This window comes from Pedococcus sp. P2_D7 (assembly GCF_056404295.1).
Genome location: NZ_JBFUEH010000008.1, coordinates 182,957 through 206,731 on the forward strand (window position 1 = coordinate 182,957; position 23,775 = coordinate 206,731).

Genomic DNA, 23,775 nt, shown 5'->3' on the forward strand with positions numbered 1-23,775 from the left:
CGAGCCGTGGGGTATGCCGCGAAGCCGACTTCGCGGCATACCACCCACCTCATCCGTCACAGGCAGGCGCGTCCCTTAGGTCTCGTCGGACCCCCGACCTAAGATCACTTCTGATGTCCCCCCAGATCGCCTCAGGCACCTCCAGCAGCGACTCGTTCGTCCACCTCCACGTGCACACCGAGTACTCCATGCTCGACGGGGCGGCGCGGATCGGTGACCTGTTCACCAAGGCCGCCGAGATGGGCATGCCCGCGCTGGCCACGACCGACCACGGCTACGTGTTCGGCGCCTACGAGTTCTGGAAGAAGGCCCAGGGCACGGGGGTCAAGCCGATCATCGGGGTCGAGGCCTACGTCACGCCCGGCACCCACCGCACCGACAAGACGAGGGTCAAGTGGGGTGAGGACCACCAGTCCGGCGACGACGTCTCCGGGTCCGGCGCCTACACCCACATGACCCTCCTGGCCCGCAACAACAACGGCCTGCACAACCTCTTCCGGCTCGACTCGCAGGCCAGCCTCGACCAGGTCTACGCCAAGTGGCCGCGGATCGACCGCGAGCTGCTCGGCCAGTACGGCCAGGGTCTCATCGCGACCACCGGGTGTCCCTCGGGCGAGGTGCAGACCCGGCTGCGGCTCGGCCAGTACCGCGAGGCGCTGCAGGCCGCCTCCGACTTCCGCGACGTCTTCGGCAAGGACTACTACTTCGCCGAGCTGATGGACCACGGCCTCGACATCGAGCGCCGCGTCCAGAAGGACCTGCTCCGCCTGGCTCGCGAGCTCGGGCTGCCGCTGGTGGCCACCAACGACCTGCACTACACGACGCAGGAGGACGCCAAGGCGCACTCCGCCCTGCTCTGCGTGCAGTCCGGCTCGACCCTGATGGACCCCAACCGGTTCAAGTTCGACGCCGACGACTTCTACCTCAAGAGCCCGGCCGAGATGCGCCACACCTGGCGCGAGCTGCCCGAGGCGTGCGACAACACCCTGCTCATCGCCGAGATGTGCGACATCTCGTTCACCGAGGACGAGGGCCGCTACATGCCGCGGTTCCCGTGCCCCCCGGGCGAGAACGAAGAGTCGTGGTTCATCAAGGAGGTCCAGCGCGGGCTGGTCGAGCGGTTCCCCGGCGGGATCCCCGACTACGCCACCAAGCAGGCCGCCTTCGAGACCGACGTCATCGTCTCCAAGGGCTATGCCGGCTACTTCCTCGTCGTCGCCGACTTCATCAACTGGGCCAAGGCCAACGGCATCCGGGTCGGCCCCGGTCGTGGGTCCGGTGCGGGGTCGATGTGCGCCTACGCCATGAAGATCACCGACCTCGACCCGATCCCGCACGGCCTGATCTTCGAGCGGTTCCTCAACCCCGAGCGACCGTCGCTGCCCGACTTCGACGTCGACTTCGACGAGCGCCGTCGCGGTGAGGTCATCAAGTACGTCACCGACAAGTACGGCGCCGACCGCGTCGCCCAGATCGTCACCTACGGCACCATCAAGGCCAAGCAGGCCGTCAAGGACGCCGCCCGGGTCATGGGCCACCCCTTCGTCGTGGGCGAGCAGCTCACCAAGGCGATGCCCCCTGACGTCATGGGCAAGGGCGTGCCGCTGGCCGAGATCTACAACACGGAGCACAAGCGCTACAACGAGGGCGGCGACTTCCGCGCCCTGGTCGAGACCGAGCCGCACTTCAAGGAGATCGTCGACACCGCGCTCGGCCTCGAGGGGCTCAAGCGGCAGTGGGGTGTGCACGCCGCTGGCGTCATCATGTCGAGCGAGCCGCTCATCGACGTCATCCCGATCATGCGACGGCTGCAGGACGGCCAGGTCATCACCCAGTTCGACTACCCGAGCTGTGAGGCACTCGGGCTGGTCAAGATGGACTTCCTGGGGCTGCGCAACCTCACCATCCTCGACGACGCCATCGACAACGTGAAGGCCAACCGCGGCGAGGACATCGACCTCGACGCGCTGTCCAAGGACATGACCGACAAGGCGACCTTCGACCTCCTCGCGCGCGGCGACACCCTGGGCGTCTTCCAGCTCGACGGTGGTGGCATGCGCACCCTGCTCAAGCTCATGCAGCCCGACAACTTCGAGGACATCTCCGCCGCCCTCGCGCTCTACCGGCCCGGGCCGATGGGCGTCAACGCCCACACCAACTTCGCGCTGCGCAAGAACGGCAAGCAGGAGCTCACCCCCCTCGACCCGCAGCTGGCTGGCAAGCTCCAGCAGGAGATGGTGGACGCCCTCCTGCCGATCCTCGGCACCACGCACGGCCTGGTGATCTACCAGGAGCAGGTCATGGAGATCGCCCAGAAGCTCGCCGGCTACACCCTCGGCAACGCCGACCTGCTGCGCCGGGCCATGGGCAAGAAGAAGAAGGAGGTCCTCGACGCCGAGTACGTCCCCTTCTCCCAGGGCATGAAGGCCAAGGGCTTCAACGAGGCGTCGATCGCGGCCCTGTGGGGCGTGCTCGTCCCGTTCTCCGACTACGCCTTCAACAAGGCGCACACCGCTGCCTACGGCCTGGTGTCCTACTGGACCGGCTACCTCAAGGCCAACTACCCCGCCGAGTACATGGCCGCCCTGCTGACCAGCGTCGGCGACGACAAGGACAAGTCCGCCCTCTACCTGGGCGAGTGCCGGCGGATGGGCATCAAGGTGCTCCCTCCGGACGTCAACGACTCGGTGGCCCGGTTTGCGGCGGTCGGCACCGACATCCGGTTCGGCATGCAGGCGATCCGCAACGTCGGGCACAACGTCGTCGAGGCGATCGTGGCGGCGCGCGAGGAGAAGGGCCGGTTCACGTCCTTCAAGGACTTCCTGTCCAAGTGCCCGGCCGTGGTCTGCAACAAGCGCACCATCGAGTCACTGATCAAGGCCGGTGCCTTCGACGGGCTGCAGGAGTCGCGCCAGGGCCTCTACCGCGTCCACGAGGACTTCGTCGACAACTTCGTCGACATCAAGCGGCAGGAGGCGATCGGCCAGGACTCGTTGTTCGGCTCGTTCGGTGACGACGCGGCTGGTGAGTCGGTCGACTTCTCGGTGCTCCCGACCATCCCCGGGGTCGAGTGGGACAAGAAGACGCTGCTGCAGTTCGAGCGCGAGATGTTGGGGCTCTACGTCTCCGACCACCCGCTGTTCGGCATCGAGCACGTGCTCAGCTCGCACGCCGACACCTCGATCGCGAGCCTGATGGGCGAGGACGGCAAACCCGAAGGGGCCAACGTCACCATCGCCGGGCTGATCACCGGGCTCCAGGTCAAGCGCACCAAGAAGGGCGACCTCTGGGCGATCGTGACCGTCGAGGACCTCGAGGGCGCCATCGAGTGCCTGTTCTTCCCCAGCGCCTACCTCACCGTGCAGCACGCGCTGACCCATGACGCGGTCGTCGTGGTGAAGGGGCGGGTGAACCGGCGCGACGACACCCCCACGATCTTCGCGTCCGACCTGACCCTGCCCGACATCTCCGAGGGTCCTCGGGGCCCGGTCGTCGTCACCATCGACACCAACCGCGCCACCCAGACCAAGGTCGAGGAGCTCAAGTCGGTGCTCTCCTCGCACCCCGGCTCGACCGAGGTGCACGTGCGGCTGAGCCAGCCCGGCCGGTCGGTGCTGATGAAGCTCGAGGACTCCTACCGGGTCAACGCGACGGAGGCGCTCTTCGGCGACCTCAAGGTGATCCTCGGCCCGCGCTGCCTCGCGGGCTGAGCCACCACGTAGGGTGCGAGCGTGAGCACGCCTGAGGCAACCCTGCCGACCCCGCCACTCGCCGAGCGTCGCGAGACCGTGCGCGAGCACCACGGTGACGTGGTCGTCGACCCCTTCGAGTGGCTGCGCGACAAGGAGGATCCGGCGGTGCGGGCCCACCTCGAGGCCGAGAACGCCTACGCCGAGGCCGTGACGGCCGACCTGCAGCCGCTGCGGGACGCGATCTTCGAGGAGATCCGTTCGCGCACCCAGGAGACCGACCTGTCGGTACCGGTGGCGAGCGGGGCGTGGTGGTACTACTCCCGCAGCTTCGAGGGAGCGCAGTACTCGGTCGAGTGCCGCACTCCACGGGTCGAGGGCGCGCCGCGGCCGATGCCGGCGGCCGACGTGGTGGTCGAGGGCGAGCAGGTCCTCCTCGACGGCAACGTGGAGGCCGAGGGCCACGAGTTCTTCGCGCTGGGAGCCCTGACCGTGAGCCCTGACCACCAGCTGCTCGCGTATGCCGTGGACACCGAGGGTGACGAACGATTCTCCTTGCGGGTCAAGGACCTTCGCACCGGCGAGGTCATCGACACCGCGGTCGACCAGGTCGGCTACGGCTGCGTGTTCTCCCTTGATGGGAAGCACGTCTTCTACACGCGGGTCGACGAGACCTGGCGCCCCCACCAGGTCTGGCGCCACCAGGTCGGGACCTCCGTGGAGGGCGACGTGCTCGTCCACCAGGAGGACGACGAGCGCTTCTGGATGGGCGTCGGGTCCTCCCGAGACGACCGCTGGGTCATGATCGGCCTCGGGTCGAAGACGACCTCGGAGGTCCGCATCCTCGACGCCGCCGACCCGACCGGCGAGTTCCGGGTCGTGGCACCGCGGCGCGAAGGAGTCGAGTACGACGTCGAGCCGGCCGGCGACCGTCTCCTCATCGTGCACAACGCAGACTCGCTCGACTCCGACCTCGCCTGGGCTCCGATCGACGCCACCTCGGCCGACCAGTGGCAGACGATGATGCGGTCCCAGCCAGGGGAGCGGTTCCAAGGCATCGACGCCTTCGACGACGTCGCGGTCCTGTCCCTGCGCCGCGACGGGCTCACTGCCCTGCGGGTCCTGGCCCGCGACGCGTCAGAGGGCTCGGGATTCGGTGGGCACCACGACCTCGAGTTCGACGAGCCGGTCTATTCGGTCGGCCTCGGCGACAACCCGGAGACCGCCACGACCCGGCTCCAGGTCGTCTTCGAGTCGATGGTGACGCCGAAGACGGTCTTCGACTACGACGTGGCCACCCGCGACTTCGAGCTGCTCAAGCGCCAGCCGGTGCTCGGCGGCTACGACCCGTCGCAGTACCAGCAGCGCCGGGAGTGGGCGACCGCTGCCGACGGCACCCGGATCCCGCTGTCGCTGGTCTTTCCGGCCGGCTCGGAGCCGGACGGCAGCCACCCGGGTCTGCTCAGCGCCTACGGCTCCTACGAGATCTCGTCCGACCCCTACTTCTCGGTGGCCAGGCTGTCGCTGCTCGAGCGGGGTTTCGTCTACGCCATCGCGCACGTCCGTGGCGGGGGCGAGCTGGGGCGGTCCTGGTACGACCAGGGCAAGCTCAAGGCGAAGCAGAACACCTTCACCGACTTCGTCACCTGCGCGGCGCACCTCGTCGACAGCGGCTGGGTCGCGCCGGATCGTCTTGTGGCAGAAGGGGGTTCCGCTGGTGGCCTGCTCATCGGCGCTGCCGTCAACCTCGCGCCCGAACGCTTCCGTGCGGTCCACGCCGCGGTGCCCTTCGTCGACGCCCTCACCACCATCCTCGACCCGACGCTGCCGCTGACCGTCGTCGAGTGGGAGGAGTGGGGCAACCCGCTGGCCGATCCCGAGGTCTATGCCTACATGAAGGCCTACTCGCCGTACGAGAACGTGCGCGACGCGGCATACCCGGCAGTGTTGGCGACGACGTCGCTGAACGACACCCGGGTGTTCTTCACCGAGCCCGCCAAGTGGGTCGCGCGGCTGCGCGAGCACACCGCGAGCGACCCCGCCGCCCGGCCCGTCCTGCTGCGCACCGAGATGGTCGCTGGTCACGGCGGCAAGAGCGGCCGTTACGACGCGTGGCGCCAGGTGGCCTGGGAGTGGGCCTTCCTCGTCGACCAGGCGCAGGCCGGGCAGAAGATCTCTCACGATTGAGTGCGGTTTGACCGTGTTCTACCCGGGGTCGGGGCCATACCCTTTCGGATAGGGCGAACCGCTGGTGGCACGTGGAGCGGCGCGAGCGGCGGACAGAGGCGGACTGCGTGGGTGAGGGCCGGACGCGAGAGGCGAGGCGCCTCGCTGCGCACAGCGACTGGGCGGCCACGCCGCTCGGTCCGCGGGAGCAGTGGCCGACCCAGCTCGAGGCCGCGTGGGAGATCGCACTCGAGTGCCCCCTGCCGGTGGCCCTGTTGTGCGGTGCCGACTTCACGATGCTCTACAACGACGCGTTCCGGGAGCTGCTGGGGACGAAGCACCCGTCGGCGTTCGGCCAGTCGGCCCGCAAGGTCGTCGCCGAGGTCTGGGACGACCCCAAGGTCGGGCCCCTTCTCGAGCGGGCCTTCAGCGAGGCCGAGTCCTTCCTCGACGATGGGGTCGAGCTGCGGCTCGACCGCGGGCGTGGTGCGTGGCCGGGCACCAGGGCGGGAGCCCTCGGTGCCGCCGACAGCAGCGACGTCGGCTACTACCTGAGGAGCGGGTCGCCGGTCCTGGGATCCGATGGTGAGGTCCTCGCGGTGCTGCACGTCATCGTCGAGACCACGAATGCGATCGGCCGCGCCCGCGCCGTCGCCAAGCTCGCGGCGCTCCTGGCCGTGGCGGTCACGGTCGACGACGTGTGCAAGGTGGTGCTGCGCCAGGCCATGGTGGCCTTCGACGGTCTGTCGGTCTCGATCTGCCTGCCGTCGCCGTCGCCGTCGTCGTGGCGGATGGCCCGGCGGCACCGCATCGAACAGCTGTCCCCGGACGAGGAGCGGCTGCCCCTGATCTGGTCCGAGCTCGGGGAGGACATGGCTGCCCTCATCGCCCAGGCCATCGCCCGGGGCGAGCCGTACCTGTCGGACAACGGCGAGATCGTGGCTGTCCCGTTCCGCACCGGCAGGAGCCAGGCCGCCCTCGTGGTCCAGCGTGAGGCGGCGCCGCTGCCGCACGACGTGGTGGCGGTGCTCGTGCCGTTCCGCGAGCTGGTCGGCGATGCGCTCGGTCGCGCTGTCGTCTACGACGCGGAGCGCACGACGGCCGAGCTGTTGCAGCGGACCCTGCTCCCGCCGAACCTCCCGCAGTCGGACGCCATCAGCATCGCCGCCCGCTACGAGCCGGTCTCCGAGGGGACCGTGGCCGGAGGCGACTTCTACGACTCGTTCTTCCTCCCAGACGGCCGGTTGGCGATCGTCATCGGGGATGTCGTCGGCCGTGGGGTGATGGCCGCGACGGTGATGGGACAGGTGCGGGCCGCGGTCCGTGGCGCGGCGCTGACCAACAGCGACCCGGCGTCGGTGATGGCCGCCCTCGACCGGGTGGTTTCGGACCTCGACGCCCTGTGGCCGGCGTCCATGCCGCTGGGCAGCCCCCGCGCCCGACCGGGCATGGCGTTCGGTGGCGAGCTCTTCGTGACGATGCTCTACGGCGCGGTCGAACCCGGCACGGGCGAGGTCGTGCTGGCCAGCGCCGGTCACCCGCTGCCGGCGCTGCTCTTCGGGCGGGCCTCACGGCAGGACGGCCGCCCGCGCGGGACGCTGGTCGAGATGCCGGTCGGTCCGCCACTCGGGATCGAGGGCGTGCGACCGGCCCACCACCTGACCCTGGGGATCGGCGACATGCTCGTCGGGTTCACCGACGGCTTGCTCGAACGCCGGGGAGAGGCGTTCGACCAGGGCGAGGACCGCCTGCTCGCCGTGCTGGCCGACCTCCCGCCCGGCAGTCCCCGGAGCGTGGCGCACCACATCATGGACGCCATGGTGCAGGCCTCCGGGCAGGAGGACGACTGTGCGGTGATCGCGGTCGGTCGCTCGCCGGAGGGACACCGCAGGTCCGCGATCGTCGTGCCCCCGATGCCCGAGTCGGTGCGCGCCGCTCGCGACTGGGCACGTGAGCAGCTGACCGACTGGGAGGTCGGCGACGGCGACCAGCACACCATCGTGACCGGGATCTCCGAGCTGATCACGAACGCCGTGCTCCACGCCGGCACCGAGTCGCACCTCACCATGGACCTCGACACAGGGATCGTGGCGGTCACCGTGGCAGACAGCGGCAACCGCGGGGAGCCGCTGCTCACCGGTGCCGACACCATGGCGGTCCGGGGACGCGGGCTGTCCCTCGTGAAGGCCATCGCCGACGCGTTCGGGGCGCACCGCACGTCGGCGGGCGCGACGGTGTGGTTCGAGGTGGCGGTGGAGCTCGTCGAGAGCAGCGCGGCGACCGGCGGATGGACGACCTGAACCGCTGACCTGCGCAGCTCGGCGTCCGGTCGACGGCTGGTGCCCGACTCGCCCCGCTTCGTCCCGGACTGTCCGGTCAGCCGTTCGGCCAGTGGTCCCTGACCAACGAATGAGACGGCATGCTGCGGCGCGCCACCACCACCTGGCGTCCGGCATCGTTCATGCTGCGCGTCAGAAGACGGCAAGGTCGCCGATCGGCTCCACGAACGATCGGCCTGGGCACAGAAGGGCCGGATGGACATGTGGCAGCAGCTGCTCGATCGCTTCGTCCCCCTGATGGATGGCGACGCCTCCGCGCTCGACCAGCGTGACGGCGTGGGCGCCTCCCTCGGAATGGTCTCGACGGTCCAGGCCCGCACCGCCGACGCGTCGCGGGCCAGTGGCCGTGGCCGCTCCTCCTTCGAAGGCTCGATCAGCCCGCTGACCTCCTGACTGCACTCAGGCCGCGGTCGCGCCTGATTGCTTTTCGCCCCCCGCGCGTTGCAGGGTGGTGGGACCGTGGGCAACCAGCTGCCCACCTCCCGACGGAGAGTGCCATGGGCTTCCTCGACCGACTGCTCGGCCGCGAACCGCTCCAGACCCAGGGCGGGTATGCCGGCCAGTCGCCGTCCACGCGCCCAGCGCCCTCGCCCACCGGGCCCTCGCCCACCGGCCCGGCGTCCGAAGATGACCGCGCCATCGCGCGCTACCGCTACCTCCTGCGCACCGCGCCGCCGGAGTCGTTGGAGCAGGTGCACGCCGAGGCGTTCGCGCGCCTGACCCCCGAGCAGCGCCAGCAGGTGCTGGCCGAGCTGTCCTCGGGGCTGCCGGCCGGGGAGGCTCCGCCCACGGCTGACCCGCAGTCGATGGCCCGGGCGGCAACCCGCGCCGAGCTGCGGCAGCCGGGCTACCTCGAGCAGACCTTCAGCCGCGGCCGGTTCGGCGGCGGGATGGCCGGCGGAGGGATCGGCATGGGCGGCACGATCATGGGCTCGATGATGGGCACCATCGCCGGGGTCGTCATCGGCTCCGCCATCGCCGACTCGCTGTTCGACGGCTACGACTCCTCGCCGGAGGCCGCCGAGGCGGGCGACACCTCGGCGGCCGACGGCTCGGACACCTCTGGCTCGGACACCTCTGGCTCGGACGGGTCCGGGTCTGACGGGTCGCAGTCCGACGGGGGAGGCGCAGGCGGCGAGGTCGCAGCCGACTCGACCGGCGACGTCGGGGCGGCAGACGCCGGCTACGACTCGGGCGGGTACGACGCTGGTGGGTTCGACTCGGGCGGGTTCGACTCGGGCGGGTTCGGCGGCGGCGACTTCGGCGGCGGCGACTTCGGCGGCGGCGACATGGGCGGCTTCTGAGCACTAGCGTGGGCCGGGCAACGCCACGCATCGGTCGGTGGTGCACCTCGGAACGGGGGAGCACGTGGCACGTCCGCTGATCGGGACCAAGCTGTACGTCCCCCGGCCACGGCAGGGTCTGGTGGCCCGACCGAGGCTGCACGACGTCCTGCGCGCGGGGAAGCAGGCGCGACTGACCCTCGTGTCCGCACCGGCTGGATTCGGCAAGACGACGCTGGTGTCCGACTGGGCGCGGCGGACGGCCACGACCGGGCGAGCGGTCGCCTGGGTGTCACTCGACTCGTCGGACAACGAGGCCGCGTCGTTCTGGAGCTATGTGGCCGCCGCGCTGCAGCGGACCGTGACCGGTCTCGATCCCGCTGCGGGGGATCGCATCGAGTCCGGGCCGATGTCGCCGGAGGCCCTGCTGACTCCCTTGCTGAACGGTCTGGGTGCTGCACCTGACGAGGTCTGGCTCGTGCTCGACGACTACCACGTCGTCGTCGACCCGGACGTCCGCGGGGGAGTGACGTTCTTCCTCGAGCACCTCCCCGAGAACGTCCACGTCCTGGTCAGCACGCGCGCCGACCCGGACCTGCCCCTGCCGCGCTGGCGGGTGCGTGGCGAGCTGGTCGAGGTGCGCGCCGCCGACCTGCGCTTCACCTTGGGAGAGACGACGGACTACCTCAACGCCGTTGCGGGACTTGGCCTGGCCCGCTCCGACGTCGCCTCGCTGGAGCAGCGCACCGAAGGATGGATCGCTGCGCTCCAGCTCGCAGCCGTGTCGATGCGGGGTAGGGCTGACCCGAGCGGCTTCGTCTCGCGGTTCGCCGGCACGGACCGCTACGTCGTCGACTACCTCGTCGAGGAGGTCCTCGCCCACCAGCCCGAGCACGTCCGCGACTTCCTGCTGCGGACGGCGGTGGTGGACCGCCTCACCGGTCCCCTGTGCGATGCGCTCACCGGACGCTCCGACGGCGAACGGGTCCTCGAGGCCCTCGAACGAGCCAACTTGTTCCTCGTCCCGCTCGACGACGACCGGCGGTGGTACCGCTACCACCACCTCTTCGCCGACGTCCTGAAGGCGCACCTGCTGGCCGACCACGCCGACCTGGTCCCGCTGCTGCACCGGCGAGCGAGCCACTGGTACGAGGAGCAGGACCTCGCCGACGACGCGGTCCGGCACGCGCTGGACGCGGGGGACTTCGACCGCGCGGCATACCTCATGGAACTCGCGGTGCCGGCGATCCGGCGGCACCGCCGCGAACCCCTCCTGCTCGGCTGGCTCAAGGAGCTGCCCGACGCGACGGTCCGGCGGAGTCCGGTGCTCAGCGTGTTCTACGGCTACCTCCTCATGGTCTCCGGTGACCTCGACGCGGTCGGGGAGCGATTCGACGATGCCGAGCGGTCGCTCGCGGCGGGCCCGGACCCGTCCGCCCCGTGGGCGGACACCGACGACCTGCGCACGCTGCCCGCGACGATCGCGGTGCACCGCGCGGCCATCGCCCAGGCGCATGGTGACGTCGCCGGGACCGTCGCCCACGCCACCCGCGCGCTCGAGCTGGCCGGCCCGCAGGACCACCTCGCGCGAGGCGGGGCGGCGGGCTTCCTCGGGCTCGCGGCCTGGGCGAAGGGCGACGTGCGGACCGCGTTCGACACGTTCACCGAAGCGGTGGCGAGTCTGCACGCGGCCGGCAACCTGGTCGACGAGCTCACCAGCACCGTGGTGCTCGCCGACCTGTTGGTCGCCGCGGGTCGACCGGGCGAGGCCCGTCGCCTGTACGAGCGGGCCATGGACGTGGCGGAGGCGCACGGCGAACCCGTCGCCCGTGCCACAGCCACCCTGCACGTGGGACTCAGCGAGCTGGACCGTGACGCTGGAGACCTCGACGCGGCTACGCGCCACCTTGACACAGCCACCGCGCTGGCCGAACGGGCGCCGATGATCGAGAGCCTGCACCGGTGGTTCGTGGCGAGAGGTCGCGTGGCGGCGGCGGGCGGCGACCCGCACGAGGCAGTCGCGCTGCTGACCAAGGCAGAGGAGAGCTACCGACCCGGCTTCTTCCCCGATGTCCGTCCCATCGCGTCGATCAGGGCCCGGGTGTGGATCGCGGCCGACGACCTGTCGCGGGCCTCGCGCTGGGCAGCGGAGCGAGGCGTGTCGACCGATGACAGCCCTGACTACCTGCGCGAGCACGACCACCTGACCTTGGTGCGGCTGCTGGTCGCTCGACACCGCCCCCACCCCGACCCGGGCGCGCTGGACGACGCGCTCGGCCTGTTGCGGAGGTTGGCCGACGATGCCCGGGCCTTCGCTCGGGACGGCAGCCTCCTGGAGATCAGCATGCTCACCGCCGTGGCCCTCGACGCCTCGGGCGATCGCGGACGAGCGGCGACGGTGCTCGCCGAGGCTCTGGCCGACGCCGCCGAACCCGAGGGCTCCGTGCGCCTCTTCCTCGACGAAGGTGCCCCGATGGTCGAGCTGCTGCGTGCCGTCGAACAGCAGGGCGCTGCCGGGCCGGGAGCGACCGCCGCCGCACGCGCCCGACGCATCCTCGGCCGCGGGGGCACCTACGGTGGAGGCGTTGACGGTGGACTTCAGGTGCGCGCGGCGACCGAGCTGCTGAGTGAGCGGGAGCTCCAGGTGCTGCGGCTGCTCGACAGCGAGCTGACCGGACCGCAGATCGCCCGAGAGCTGTTCGTGTCGCACAACACGCTGCGCACGCACACCAAGCACATCTTCACGAAGCTCGACGTCAACACCCGTCGGGCAGCGGTCCGCCGGGCGCGCGAGCGGGGCCTGCTCTAGGGATCACCCCGTCGGTCACATCGTCGGGTGACGCCACGTCACCCTGTCGGCTCCTACCTTCAGGTCATCCCCCGCGGCGCCTCGCCGAGGATCTCGACCCAGGAGCCAACCATGACCATCACCACCGCCAAGCTGATCCGCGCCGCCGGCCTCTGCGCCGTCGTCGCGGGAGTCCTCTTCATCGCCGTCCAGGTCAAGCACCCGCCGCTCGACCTCGCGTTCATCTCGACGACCGAGTGGAAGGTGCGCCAAGGCACCAAGGTGGTCATGGCCGTGCTGTCGCTGGCCGGCATCACCGGGATGTACCTGCGGCAGGTGAGGCAGACGCGGGTCCTGGGGCTGCTCGGCTACAGCCTGTTCGTGATCGGCTACCTGATCATGCTCAGCGTCGAGATCATCGGCCTCATCGTCCTGCCCTCGATCGCGGACACGTCGCCGGGATACGTCTCCGACGTGGTCGCCGCTGCCACCGACGGCAAGGCGGTCGGGGACCTCGGGCTCATGGGACCGCTCAGCATCGTCAACGCGGTCACCTACCTGCTGGGTGGATTCCTCTTCGGTGTCGCACTCTTCCGGGCCAACGTCCTCGCCCGATGGGCGGCCGTGGTCCTGACCGCCGGCACCGTCGCCACCATCGCGATCCCCTTCCTCCCGCAGGTGAACTTCCGGCTCTTCGCGCTCCCCATCGGCGTGGCCATGGTCGGGCTCGGGTACTCGCTCTGGAGCGAAGGTCGCAGCCGGGCTACCCAGCCCGCCACCACCGCGGACAGCTCGCGGCGCGACCTGGCCGGCGCCAGGTGACCACCTCCGGCACCACGGCACCCACCTCGTCGACCAGGTCGGCAGGGTGGGTGCCGTACGCGCTCGTGGCCCTCAGCGCCATACCCGTGATCGCAGGCTCGCTGCGCCTCGTCGAGGTGCTCGGTGGTCCGCACGTCATGCCGCACAACGCGCGCATCACCGCCTCGCCGGCCCCGGTCGTGGTGCACATCCTGAGCGTCATCCCGTATGCCGTCCTGGGCGCCTTCCAGTTCTCCTCCCGTCTGCGTCGTCGTCGCCCCGGCTGGCACCGGGGGACCGGACGCGTGCTGGTCGTGCTCGGGTTGGCCGTCGCGCTCTCCGGTCTGTGGATGACACTGTTCTACCCCCGCCAGACCGACACCGGTGTCCTGGCCTACCTCTTCCGGCTGGCTGCCGGGTCGGGCATGGCCGCCAGCATCACGCTCGGCTTCGCAGCGATCCGGCGTGCCGACGTCGCCACCCACCAGGCCTGGATGACGCGGGCGTATGCGCTCGCCCTCGGCGCCGGGACCCAGACCTTCACCCTCGGCCTCGCCCATGCCGTCCTCGGCGACCGGTCGCCATCGACCGACCTCGGTCTCGGGGCCGGCTGGGTGATCAACCTCGCTGTCGCGGAGCTCGTCATCCGCCGCGGCAGGCGAGTCCGCGAGGCTCGTCCGGGTCGCACGGCCAGCTTGGTCGCTCGGGTGGGCTCGCCGTGATCCAGCCGGACCGCCGACCACCGCCCACCGGCTACCGGCTGCGGGTCGACGGGCACCTCGGGGCGCACTGGGGCTCGTCGTTCAACGGGTTCACGGTGACCCACGAGCCTGACGGCACCACCACCCTCACCGGCGACGTGGCGGACCAGGCCGCGCTGCACGGACTGCTGGACCGGGTCCGAGACCTCGGCCTCACCCTGCTCGCCGTCCAGGTCGACCATCCGCAGACGCAGGGTCGGTGAAGAGGCGCAGCCACACGTCCACGGCCGGGGCTGCGCCGGAACCGGCCATGAACATCAGCAACTGGCGGACGCGTGGATCACGGCACGCCGGCCGCGCTGCCGGGGGGAGGCCCCCATGCGGGGGTGTTCTCTCGGCGTCTATCCAGATTCCGAGGACGTCCGGGGGTGAGTTGTGGTCCGCTGTATGCGTGACTTCGCGCCCCCTCATCGCCGCCGTGCTGGCGACACTCACATCAGCCAGCCTGGCTGTCGGCGCCGCGGCGCCTGCGGAGGCCGCCACCACGAGCGCCCGGTCGCTCCTGTTCAAGATCACCGTGGCCTCCGAGAACAACGCGAGCTACGACAGGGCCAAGTTCCAGGACTGGATCGATGCCAACGGCGACTGCCAGAACACCCGGGCCGAGGTCCTTGTCTCTGAGTCCCTGGTTCCGGTGTCCTACACCTCGAGTAACCGGTGCTACGTCCGATCCGGCAAGTGGGTCTCCAAGTGGGACGGACACACATGGACCAACCCTGCCGACGTCGACATCGACCACCATGTCGCCTTGGCCGAGGCGTGGGGCTCTGGGGCCCGCTACTGGAGCAGCACAGACCGCCACCGCTACTCCAACGACCTGTACTACCCAAACCTCAATGCCATCACGGACAACCTCAACTCGTCCAAGGGCGCGTCCGACCCGGCGCAGTGGCTGCCTCCGCTGACGTCCTCCCGGTGCCTCTACGCGATCTACTGGGTGCAGATCAAGTATCGGTGGCGGCTGACGATGGACTCTGCCGAGCGCACCAAGCTCTCAGGCATCCTTTCTGGCACGTGCGGCTCGCGGACCGTCACCATTCCTGCAAGGGCACGCTGACAAACGCTCTACGGCACGGCACCGCACACGGCCTGTCTCGCCTTCTAGGGCGAAATGGTGTCCGCCGCCCGTGGTCACATCACCTTGAGCTTGACTGTGCGCGTGGTGGTGGCGGTGGAGCATCCCCGCTGGTTGCAGGCTTCGACCGTAACCGAGACGTCCGCGGTGCCACCCGTGAAGAGGAAGGTCGACGACGAACCCCTAGCGGTCCAGCGGCCTGGGCCCGTACACGAGGCGAGGCCGGTGAAGGTCAGGGGCGCGGTCTGCACCTGGCGCTTGTAGACCTGGCGGACGGTGCCGCTGATCGACGGCGTCCCCGACGACCCTGAACAGTTCACGGTGCCAGAGACAGTCACGGCGCCGGCCTTCTTCGCGACGACGCCCGAGGGGTCGATCGCCGCGGTCACCGCCGGTTTCGGCGGGAGGTAATCCGCTGTGAGAGTCATGGTGCCGGACTGCTTCAAGTCGCCCGCGGTGGACCAGACGGCGACGAGGTAAGTGGTTCCGGCTTCGGCCGACACGACTTCGTCGCACGTCGCCATGCCGGGCTGTCCGTCGACCAGGGGCGCGATGGCCGTGTGGACGTCGTAGTCGCCGACGACGCGGAAGTCGATGAGGTCGCTTCGATCAGCGGTCCACCTGAACCACACATCCGGTCCGCGCCCGTACTTGCTGAAGCAGCCCACGCCGCCGAAGTTCATCGTCGCCAAAGTGGTGTCCTGCGTGACGCTGTACGGCAGGGTCGGGATCACGGTTGCGGTCGACGGCTCATCATTCAGCGGGGGAACCCCGCTGCTCGGGTAGACCCCGATTCCGGGCTGATAGAAGGTGTCCCCAGGCTGCGCCTGGAATGCCACGATGTACAGGGACGAGCCTGCCGGGACGGTCAGGGCGCCTGTGCCTTGGATGCCGGTCAGGGGAACGCCGCACTCCACGACCGACGCGGCATCCGCCGAGACGACTGCCAGTCCAGAAGGGTCATAGCCGGCGAGGCTGCCAACGATGTCGGCCGCATGCGCGACGAAGGTGGCGGAGCTCGTGGGAGTGAATTTCCACCAAACCGGACCGTAAATCGGCTGGCCGCCGTTGCACTCGGACGCCACAAGCTGCGCCGACGCGTCGTTGGCGGGCGTGTTCAGGTCGAATGCTGCCTCGGCATCGGCGGTGAAGGGCAGCGCAGTGAAGGTGATCGCCGTTGCGGGGGTGGTGTTGGTTGGGCCGTCTGCCGCAAAGGCAGCAGACGGCGAGCCCCATCCCGCGGCCAAAAGGGAGGTCACTGCCAGCACGCTGGCAGACCTTCGGATCTGGCTCACATGCGTGACCGTGCTCCAGCCCATAACGAAACCCCTCCCCTTCGTCGCGGCTTGGTGCCCGCACTGCTGGTCAGGATGGCACCGCCCGCAACCAGGCGCTTCGCGCAGAAGATTCACAGTCCGCCCGCCATCTGTCCTAGCACAACGCAACGCCATCCTGCTGCGCGAAGGCGCGGCCAACCCCGCTCACGGCCCCCACCCTGTGCGCCAGTCCGGGTCGAGCGTGAATCGGAAGTCGGCTCGGGACTAATCCACTTGATGGGTGTGACAGCAGCGGCCCTTGTGTTTGGCTGGCGATGACTCGATTGGAGGGCATCATGAATCGAAGGCTCGCTGTGGTTACATGTGCCGCCGCGCTCGTTGTTGGAGTGACAGCCGCACCGGTCGCGGCCGAACCGGCGTCGAAGGGCGCCATCATCACCAGGCTCAGCGGTTGCTTCGACTGGGACGGCCTTGGGACACAACTTTGCTTCACGGTCAACGCCGTGTCGACAGGAGCTGTGACACCAAGTGGACGCGCCGTCTACACGACGAGCATCCGCGGTACAGACACACGTGAGGCTGGCCCCCTGTACCCCGAGGCGTCCTCGCACTACCGGAACCTCACCGTCCGGATGTATGCAGGTGACTCCGGGACCGAGACGATGACCTTCTACAACGTCTACGAACGGGACACGGTGGGGGGCGATGCGCCTCAGACCTGCACCAGCCGACTGGTCCTGCTGATTATGGATGGCGTTGTGAGAGTGGAGCGCGCCACGCAGGTTTGCGAAACGCCAGCCTAGTTGCCGGGGGCCGCTGAGGACGACGCTCCTCGGACCTAGTGACGACCCGGTCCTGTTGACCCAGCGCTGGAGGGTTGCGCTGAACGACGCTCCAAAGGGTCTTCGTGAGGAAAAATCGAGGTGGATTGATCAGGCGGATAGGCGGGTCCAGCGGTCCGTGGGCGTAGGGATTCTTGGATCCCCTGGGGTCAATGACGGCATCATCCCGAGGTCGCCGTGCTCGAGGAAGACAGCGCCGAAGTCGGGGAGCAGCGTCCCTACGTGGCCACCACGGATCAAGTCTGGAGCGTCTACGACGCTTTCCCGGAGGGCCCGCGCCCTGCGGTCCTGTTGGGCGCGTTCGCGGGCCTCCGGGTGTCGGAGGCCGCGGCGCCAAGGGGTATCCGACGTCGACTTCATGCGTGGCATCGCTGGCGCCAGCGATCCGGTACCCGGCCCGGCCGTTGAGTTGGAGACGTCGATGACACCAGTTCCCATAGCGTCCGAGCTGGCGCTGATGTTGTCGGCCGAGGTGGCCCGCACCGGTGCTGATGTGCTGGTGACATCAGAGATCCAGAGGGCTGCGACGCCATGGACGATCGAGCGCGCGATGCGCGAAGTCCGGGGGACCGTGAAGGGCCTGCCCGAGGGTTTCCGCTTGCACGACCCTGCGGCACTACTTTGCCTCGCTGCTCATCTCGGCAGGGCTGGACGTCAAGATCGTCCAGGCGCGGCTGCAGCACGCCTCGCCGATGACGACCCTCAACACGTATGGGCACGCGTGGCCCAACGCAGACGAGTCCGCCCGCGCTGCCGGTGACGGCAGCGCGGGCGGACTCGGTGGACGTTCGCTCGTTCCTCGCTCAGATATCGAAGTACATCTCGAACTCGTGCGGGTGCGGGCGGAAGCGGATCGGGTCGACCTCGTTCTTGCGCTTCCACTCGATCCAGGTCTCGATGAGGTCCGTGGTGAACACGTCACCCTCGAGCAGGAACTCGTGGTCGGCCTCGAGGGCGTCGAGCACCTCGGGGAGCGAACCGGGGACCTGCGCGATCGCGTCGTGCTCCTCCGGCGGCAGCTCGTAGAGGTCCTTGTCCACCGGCTCCGGGGGCTCGATGCGGTTCTTGATGCCGTCCAGGCCGGCCATCAGCATCGCCGAGAACGCGAGGTACGGGTTGGCCGACGGGTCCGGGACGCGGAACTCGACGCGCTTGGCCTTCGGGTTGTCACCGGTGATCGGGATGCGGATGCAGGCCGAGCGGTTACGCGCCGAGTAGACCAGGTTGACCGGGGCCTCGTAGCCGGGGACCAGGCGGTGGTAGGAGTTCACCGTCGGGTTGGTGAACGCCAGCAGCGCCGGGGCGTGCTTGAGCAGTCCACCGATGTACCAGCGAGCGATGTCCGACAGGCCGCCGTAGCCGCGCTCGTCGTAGAACAGCGGCTCGCCGTCCTTCCAGAGCGACTGGTGCGAGTGCATGCCCGAGCCGTTGTCACCGAAGATCGGCTTCGGCATGAAGGTGACGGTCTTGTCGCCCTTCCACGCCACGTTCTTGATGATGTACTTGAACTTCAGCACGTCGTCAGCGGCCTGCTTCAACGTGTTGAAGCGGTAGTTGATCTCCTGCTGACCGGCGGTGCCGACCTCGTGGTGGGCGCGCTCGACCGTGAGGCCCGCGTCCTCCAGGGCCAGGGTCATCTCGTCGCGCATGTCGGCGAAGTGGTCGACCGGGGGCACCGGGAAGTAGCCACCCTTGTAGCGGGTCTTGTAGCCCTTGTTGCCACCTTCCTCCTCGCGACCGGTGTTCCACGCGGCCTCGATGGAGTCGATGAAGTAGTAGCTGGCGTTCTGCCTGGTCTCGAAGCGCACGTCGTCGAAGACGTAGAACTCGGCCTCCGCACCGAAGTACGCGGTGTCGGCGATGCCCGTCGACTTGAGGTACGCCTCGGCCTTGGCCGCGATGTTGCGGGGGTCGCGCGAGTACTCCTCGCCGGTGAACGGGTCGACGATGGAGAAGTTGAGGATGAGCGTCTTTTCCTTGCGGAACGGGTCGAGGTACGCGCTCGTGGGGTCCGGCACCAGCTTCATGTCGGACTCGTGGATCGCCTGGAAGCCACGGATCGACGACCCGTCGAACATCTGGCCTTCCTTGAAGAACTCCGCGTCGAGGCTCTTGGCCGGCACGTTGAAGTGCTGCATCACGCCGGGCAGGTCACAGAACCTCACGTCGACGAAGATGACGTCCTCGTCCTTGATGAACTTCAGGACCTCGTCAGCATTGCTGAACAAACCAACCTCCTGTGGTGGGGCGGGCGAAACCGCCCATGGCTCAACTGGTGTCGCCGTCGACCCTAACGGGTGGGGATTTCTCGCCCATGACCCGAATGTTTCACGGGTGTTACGACGTGAGAGGCTGGCGCCGTGGTGGACCGCAAGGACCTCGGGTCCTGGCTCGAAGGCCCGGGTTCGCGCTCAGGTGCCTCCTCGGCATACCCAGGAGAGCGACTTGGTATGCCGCGCACCGGTCGCGGTTCGATCGCCCGGTTCGGGCGTCGCCTGGTCGGCGTCCTCATCGACTGGACCGCCTGCCAGCTCATCGCGGCAGCGTTGTTCGACGTGCCGCTCCCGTTCGCCGGCGTGGCCTCCGGCAACGACACCCTGATCCTGCTCGGCCTGTTCGCGCTCGAGCAGCTGCTGCTCGTGGGGACGGCGGGCTACACGCTCGGCCACCGGGTCGTCGGCCTGCGCGTGCTGTCGCTCGACGGCCAGCGCGCCAGACCCTTCCAGGTGCTGGTGCGCACGGTCCTGCTGTGCCTCTTCCTCCCGGCGATGTTCTGGGACAAGGACGGCCGCAGCCTGCACGACAAGGCCGCCGGCACCCTCATCGTCCGCACCTGAGGGGCTTGGTCAGCGGCGGGTGAAGACGTCGCGGATCCGACCGGTCGCTTCGGTGAGGATGTCGATGATCTCGCGGCTCTGCTCACTGGTCAGCCCGTGCCGCTTCCACGCCGTGCGTGCCTCTGAGCGCAGCTCGGCAACCGCCTGCTCGAGGTCGCGGATCGCGCTGGGGTCACTGCCCTTCCAGCCGTTCCACGGCTCCTGGCCACCGACCGGCGTCGCGGTGCGGCGGGCCTCCTGCGCGGCAGCCTTGAGCTCGGCCCGCAGGTCCTTGGTCTGTCCGCGGACGCGCGAGCGCACCTGCTCGGCGAGCTCACGCACCGAGAGGTCGAGGTCGGACTCCAGGCTCGACAGCTCGTCCTGGCGGTCACGCACTTCCTGGCGCCCGGCCTCGGTGATCCGGTAGATCGCCTTGCGGCCTTCCTCAGCCCGCTCGACCAGCCCTTCCTCCTCCAGCTTGGCCAGCCTCGGATACACCGTGCCGGCGCTGGGGGAGTAGAGGCCGTTGAACCGGTGCTCGAGGTCCTGGATGACCTCGTACCCGTGGCGCGGTCCCTCGTTGAGCAGTGCCAGCAGGTAGAGCCGGAGCTGGCCGTGCGCGAAGACGGGGCTCATGCGGACGCACCACCCGGCTGGGCGGCTGCGGCGGCCTTGAGCACGACGACGTTCCCGGAGACGGCGTTGGCCTTCACGCGCAGGCTGCCGTCGCCCTCGGTGAGCCGGTTGCCTGCGGTGTAGGAGTGCTTGTGGATCGCGTGCCCGTCGATGACGACCTGCCCCGAGGCGGTGTTGGCCGTCACGTCGTAGCCGCCGTGGGGTGCGCGGACCGTGACGTCTCCGGAGACCGAGGTCGACTTGATGCTAGCGGTGCCGTTGACCAGGTCGAGCGCCACGTCGCCGCTCACCGTGCTGATGCTGACCTCGGGCACGTCGCTCTGCTGGGCGGTGACCGCACCCGAGACGGAGTGCACCTTGAGGCGGCCGCGCACGTTGCCGCACTCGACCTCGCCGCTGACCGTGTTGATGTCGACGTCGCCGACCACGTCGTCGATGGTGATCGACCCCGAGACGGTGTTGGCCCTGGCCCCGGCTCGCATGCCCGCCAGCAACCCACTGGCGCTCACCGTGCTCACCGAGGTCTCGGCGTCCTCGGGGATCGAGATGCTCAGGGCCACCCGGTTGCGCTCGAGGCCGTCGAAGGCCTGCCGCACGCGGTCCAGGATCCGGGTCGAGTCGACCCCGTGCGTGATCTTGAGCTTCCACCCGTCCCAGGTGACCTTGACCGGCATACCCTCGATCTGGGCGATCTCGACGCGGGCGGTGGGGGAGTCGGTGTGCGTGACCACGTCGACGCGGCCACCGACGACGGCGACGCTGAGCCGCCCGACCTTCTCGCCGTCTCCGCCGATGTCGAGCACCCGGGGGGTGTCGATCGACCATTCCTCGCTCATGGGGTGTCCTCTCGCTGTGCTGTCGTGACCCAGAGTCACGCTATATCGCGTTGTCGAGACTCACGTTATATCGCGTATGCCGCGTCGCGCAAGCCCTCGTCGCGCGCCCGCTGCCACACTGTCACCGTGAGCCGTATCGCCCTCTGCACCTGGTCCGATCCGTCGTACGTCGACCCCGAGCCGCCGGCGATCGCCGACGAGCTGCGCCTGCTCGGTCACGACGCCGACGTGGTCGTGTGGCACGACCGGGGCGTCGACTGGGGGTCGTTCGACCTCGTCGTGATCCGTTCGACCTGGGACTACTTCGACCGCCTCGACGACTACCTCCAGTGGGCGGACCACGTCGACTCGGTGTCGCGAATCATCAACAGCCCCAGTGTGATTCGCTGGAACTCCCACAAGGGCTACCTGCTGGAGCTCAGCCAGGCCGGTATCCCCGTCCTGCCCACCCTGGCCCTCGCGCGGGGGGCGGCGGACCCCGTCGAGCGCATGGTGGCGACCGGCTGGGGCGAGGTGGTGATCAAGCCGGCGGTCGACGGTGGGGCCAGGGGAGCACTCAAGGCGCCGGCCGGGTCGGCGGAGGCGGGCGCGCACCTGCTCGCCCTCGTCGCGGCGGGCGACACGATCGTCCAGCCGTACGCCACGGGCGTGGAGGCGGGGGAGGTGTCGCTGTTCTTCTTCGGCGGCGACCTGTCGCACGCGGTGCGCAAGGTGCCCAAGCCCGGCGACTATCGCGTGCAGGCCCTGCACGGCGGTTCGGAGGAGGTCCACACCCCGACCGAGGCCGAGCTCGACGTGGCCCAGCGGGCGATGGGCCACGCCCCGGATGCCCTGGTCTACGCGCGGGTCGACCTCATCGACGTCGACGGGCAACCGACCCTGATGGAGCTCGAGCTCATCGAACCCGACCTCTTCCTGCGGATGGCGCCGGGCTCGGTGACGCGGTTCGCGGCCACGGTGGCGGCGATGTCGGAGCCCGCCACGACGCCGAAGGTCACGGAATGATCACGAAATGAGAACGCTCCCAGGGAAGTCTTGACCCGGCGGCGGGCCTGGTCCCACGCTGTTCGGGAGCGCTCCCATTAGGGAGCCCGACGAAAGGTGCAACGGTGCACTCACGCTCTCGCTGGCTGGTTCCCGCAGCCGCAATGATCGCTACGGCCGCCCTCACCGCCGCCTGCGGTGGCGACAACGGCGGCTCCACCTCACCCGGCGAGAAGGTCACGCTGCGGGTGAGCACGTTCGGCAAGTTCGGCTACACCGACCTCTACACGAAGTACATGAAGGACCACCCGAACGTCACCGTCGTGGAGACCGCCGAGGGCGACCTCGGCAAGTACAACACCCAGCTCATCCAGCGGATCGCGGCCGGCTCGGGTGCCGGCGACGTCGTGGCGATCGAGGAGGGCCAGGTCGTCAACTTCCTGCAGAGCGCCGACAAGTTCGTGAACCTGCAGCAGTACGGCAGCAACGAGCTCAAGGACAACTGGCTCCCGTGGAAGTACTCCAACGCCACGACGGCGGACGGCAAGACCACCATCGGCCTCGGCACCGACGTGGGCGGCCTGGCCATGTGCTATCGCAAGGACCTGTTCGAGAAGGCCGGCCTGCCCACCGACCGCGTCGAGGTCGGCAAGCTGTGGCCCACCTGGGACGAGTACATCGCCACCGGCCAGAAGTACCAGGCCGGCATCAAGGACGCGAAGTCGCACTTCGTCGACAGCGCCACCAACACCTACAACTCGATCCTCATGCAGTCGGGTGACCACACCTACTTCGACCGCAGCGACACGTTGGTCATCGACAGCAACCCCGCGGTGAAGTCGGCTTGGGACGAGTCGCTGAAGATGGTCGACACCGGCCTCTCCGCCAAGCTCAAGGCCTTCTCGCCGGAGTGGAACGCCGGCTTCAAGAACGGCTCGTTCGCCACGCTGGCCTGCCCCGCGTGGATGACCGGCTACATCAAGGACCAGGCCGGTGCGGCGAACTCCGGGAAGTGGGACATCACCACCATCCCCGGTGGTGGCGGCAACTGGGGCGGCTCCTGGCTCGGTGTGCCGACGCAGAGCAAGCACCAGAAGGAGGCGGTCGAGCTCGCCAAGTTCCTCACGACGGGTGACAGCCAGCTCGCGGCGTTCAAGGCGGCCGGAAACCTGCCGTCCAACCCCAAGCTCTACACCGAAGCGGCCCTCAAGGACGCCAAGAACGACTACTTCAACAACGCCCCTGTCGGTGAGCTGTTCGTCGCCGGCGCGGCCAACCTGAAGCCGGTCTACCTCGGCGCCAAGAACCAGCCGGTCCGCGACGCCGTGGAGAACACCCTGCGCGCCGTCGAGGGCGGGCAGCGCACCGCGGCCGCCGGCTGGACCGAGGCCGTCGCAGCCGCAAAGAAGGCGGCCAAGTAGCCGCGACAACGCGGCATACCCAGCTGCGGTCGGGTGCCGGCACACTCGCGGGCCGGCACCC

At 69.2% G+C, this 23,775-nt stretch carries 18 protein-coding genes; 14 read left to right on the forward strand and 4 right to left on the reverse strand.

What is annotated here, in order from left to right; all coding sequences use genetic code 11:
* Window positions 1-113 precede the first annotated feature (113 nt).
* From dnaE to AC1DWJ_RS18625, 10 genes are all read left to right on the forward strand, one after another.
* A complete protein-coding gene (gene dnaE / locus AC1DWJ_RS18580; RefSeq protein ID WP_477621627.1) occupies window positions 114-3,710 on the forward strand; it encodes a DNA polymerase III subunit alpha in 3,597 nt (1,198 codons plus the stop codon).
* 21 nt (window positions 3,711-3,731) lie between these two features.
* A complete protein-coding gene (locus AC1DWJ_RS18585) occupies window positions 3,732-5,876 on the forward strand; it encodes a S9 family peptidase (RefSeq protein WP_477621628.1) in 2,145 nt (714 codons plus the stop codon).
* A gap of 107 nt (window positions 5,877-5,983) precedes the next feature.
* Window positions 5,984-8,155, forward strand: a complete 2,172-nt coding sequence (locus AC1DWJ_RS18590) for an ATP-binding SpoIIE family protein phosphatase (RefSeq protein WP_477621629.1) — start codon at window positions 5,984-5,986, stop codon at window positions 8,153-8,155.
* Between the two features lie 234 nt (window positions 8,156-8,389).
* Entirely contained in the window at window positions 8,390-8,587 is a 198-nt protein-coding gene (locus AC1DWJ_RS18595) for a hypothetical protein (protein ID WP_457253002.1), read from the forward strand.
* 104 nt (window positions 8,588-8,691) lie between these two features.
* Window positions 8,692-9,498: a hypothetical protein gene (locus AC1DWJ_RS18600; RefSeq protein ID WP_477621630.1), complete on the forward strand. Its 807-nt coding sequence runs from the start codon at window positions 8,692-8,694 to the stop codon at window positions 9,496-9,498.
* 64 nt (window positions 9,499-9,562) lie between these two features.
* Window positions 9,563-12,286, forward strand: a complete 2,724-nt coding sequence (locus AC1DWJ_RS18605; protein ID WP_477621631.1) for a winged helix-turn-helix domain-containing protein — start codon at window positions 9,563-9,565, stop codon at window positions 12,284-12,286.
* Window positions 12,287-12,397: 111 nt separating this feature from the next.
* Window positions 12,398-13,087 carry a hypothetical protein gene (locus AC1DWJ_RS18610; protein ID WP_477621632.1) on the forward strand — a complete coding sequence of 230 codons (690 nt, stop codon included), beginning with the start codon at window positions 12,398-12,400 and terminating at the stop codon, window positions 13,085-13,087.
* 50 nt (window positions 13,088-13,137) lie between these two features.
* Entirely contained in the window at window positions 13,138-13,788 is a 651-nt protein-coding gene (locus tag AC1DWJ_RS18615) for a DUF2306 domain-containing protein (RefSeq protein WP_477621633.1), read from the forward strand.
* Window positions 13,785-14,030, forward strand: a complete 246-nt coding sequence (locus tag AC1DWJ_RS18620; RefSeq protein WP_477621634.1) for a hypothetical protein — start codon at window positions 13,785-13,787, stop codon at window positions 14,028-14,030. Before AC1DWJ_RS18615 ends, AC1DWJ_RS18620 begins: the two co-directional genes overlap by 4 nt.
* Window positions 14,031-14,218: 188 nt before the next feature.
* Complete coding sequence (locus AC1DWJ_RS18625) at window positions 14,219-14,884, forward strand: GmrSD restriction endonuclease domain-containing protein (protein WP_477621635.1); 666 nt, start codon at window positions 14,219-14,221, stop codon at window positions 14,882-14,884.
* A 74-nt stretch (window positions 14,885-14,958) separates the two neighbouring features.
* Here the strand turns inward: AC1DWJ_RS18625 and AC1DWJ_RS18630 are convergent, their stop codons facing one another.
* Window positions 14,959-16,197 (reverse strand): DUF6299 family protein, encoded by a 1,239-nt coding sequence (locus AC1DWJ_RS18630; protein ID WP_477621636.1) that lies wholly within the window; start codon window positions 16,195-16,197, stop codon window positions 14,959-14,961.
* A 317-nt stretch (window positions 16,198-16,514) separates the two neighbouring features.
* On the opposite strand from AC1DWJ_RS18630, the gene AC1DWJ_RS18635 reads away from it, so the two are divergent.
* Window positions 16,515-16,982 (forward strand): hypothetical protein, encoded by a 468-nt coding sequence (locus AC1DWJ_RS18635; protein ID WP_477621637.1) that lies wholly within the window; start codon window positions 16,515-16,517, stop codon window positions 16,980-16,982.
* An 842-nt stretch (window positions 16,983-17,824) separates the two neighbouring features.
* Here AC1DWJ_RS18635 and glnA read toward each other — a convergent pair.
* The gene (gene glnA / locus AC1DWJ_RS18640) at window positions 17,825-19,249 is read right to left on the reverse strand and encodes a type I glutamate--ammonia ligase (RefSeq protein WP_457252992.1); all 1,425 of its coding nucleotides are present in this window, start codon (window positions 19,247-19,249) and stop codon (window positions 17,825-17,827) included.
* Window positions 19,250-19,381: 132 nt separating this feature from the next.
* Here glnA and AC1DWJ_RS18645 point away from each other — a divergent pair, with 132 nt between their 5' ends.
* Window positions 19,382-19,858 (forward strand): RDD family protein, encoded by a 477-nt coding sequence (locus AC1DWJ_RS18645; protein WP_457252991.1) that lies wholly within the window; start codon window positions 19,382-19,384, stop codon window positions 19,856-19,858.
* 9 nt (window positions 19,859-19,867) lie between these two features.
* Here the strand turns inward: AC1DWJ_RS18645 and AC1DWJ_RS18650 are convergent, their stop codons facing one another.
* Together AC1DWJ_RS18650 and AC1DWJ_RS18655 are read right to left on the reverse strand one after the other, a co-directional pair.
* Window positions 19,868-20,473: a PadR family transcriptional regulator gene (locus AC1DWJ_RS18650; protein WP_457252990.1), complete on the reverse strand. Its 606-nt coding sequence runs from the start codon at window positions 20,471-20,473 to the stop codon at window positions 19,868-19,870.
* A complete protein-coding gene (locus tag AC1DWJ_RS18655) occupies window positions 20,470-21,309 on the reverse strand; it encodes a DUF4097 family beta strand repeat-containing protein (protein WP_457252988.1) in 840 nt (279 codons plus the stop codon). The genes AC1DWJ_RS18650 and AC1DWJ_RS18655 overlap by 4 nt, the downstream gene beginning before the upstream one ends.
* A 126-nt stretch (window positions 21,310-21,435) precedes the next feature.
* Between AC1DWJ_RS18655 and AC1DWJ_RS18660 the strand changes: the two genes are divergently transcribed.
* Window positions 21,436-22,314 carry an ATP-grasp domain-containing protein gene (locus AC1DWJ_RS18660; RefSeq protein ID WP_477621638.1) on the forward strand — a complete coding sequence of 293 codons (879 nt, stop codon included), beginning with the start codon at window positions 21,436-21,438 and terminating at the stop codon, window positions 22,312-22,314.
* A gap of 143 nt (window positions 22,315-22,457) precedes the next feature.
* Window positions 22,458-23,714 carry an ABC transporter substrate-binding protein gene (locus AC1DWJ_RS18665; RefSeq protein ID WP_477621639.1) on the forward strand — a complete coding sequence of 419 codons (1,257 nt, stop codon included), beginning with the start codon at window positions 22,458-22,460 and terminating at the stop codon, window positions 23,712-23,714.
* Window positions 23,715-23,775: the final 61 nt, after the last annotated feature.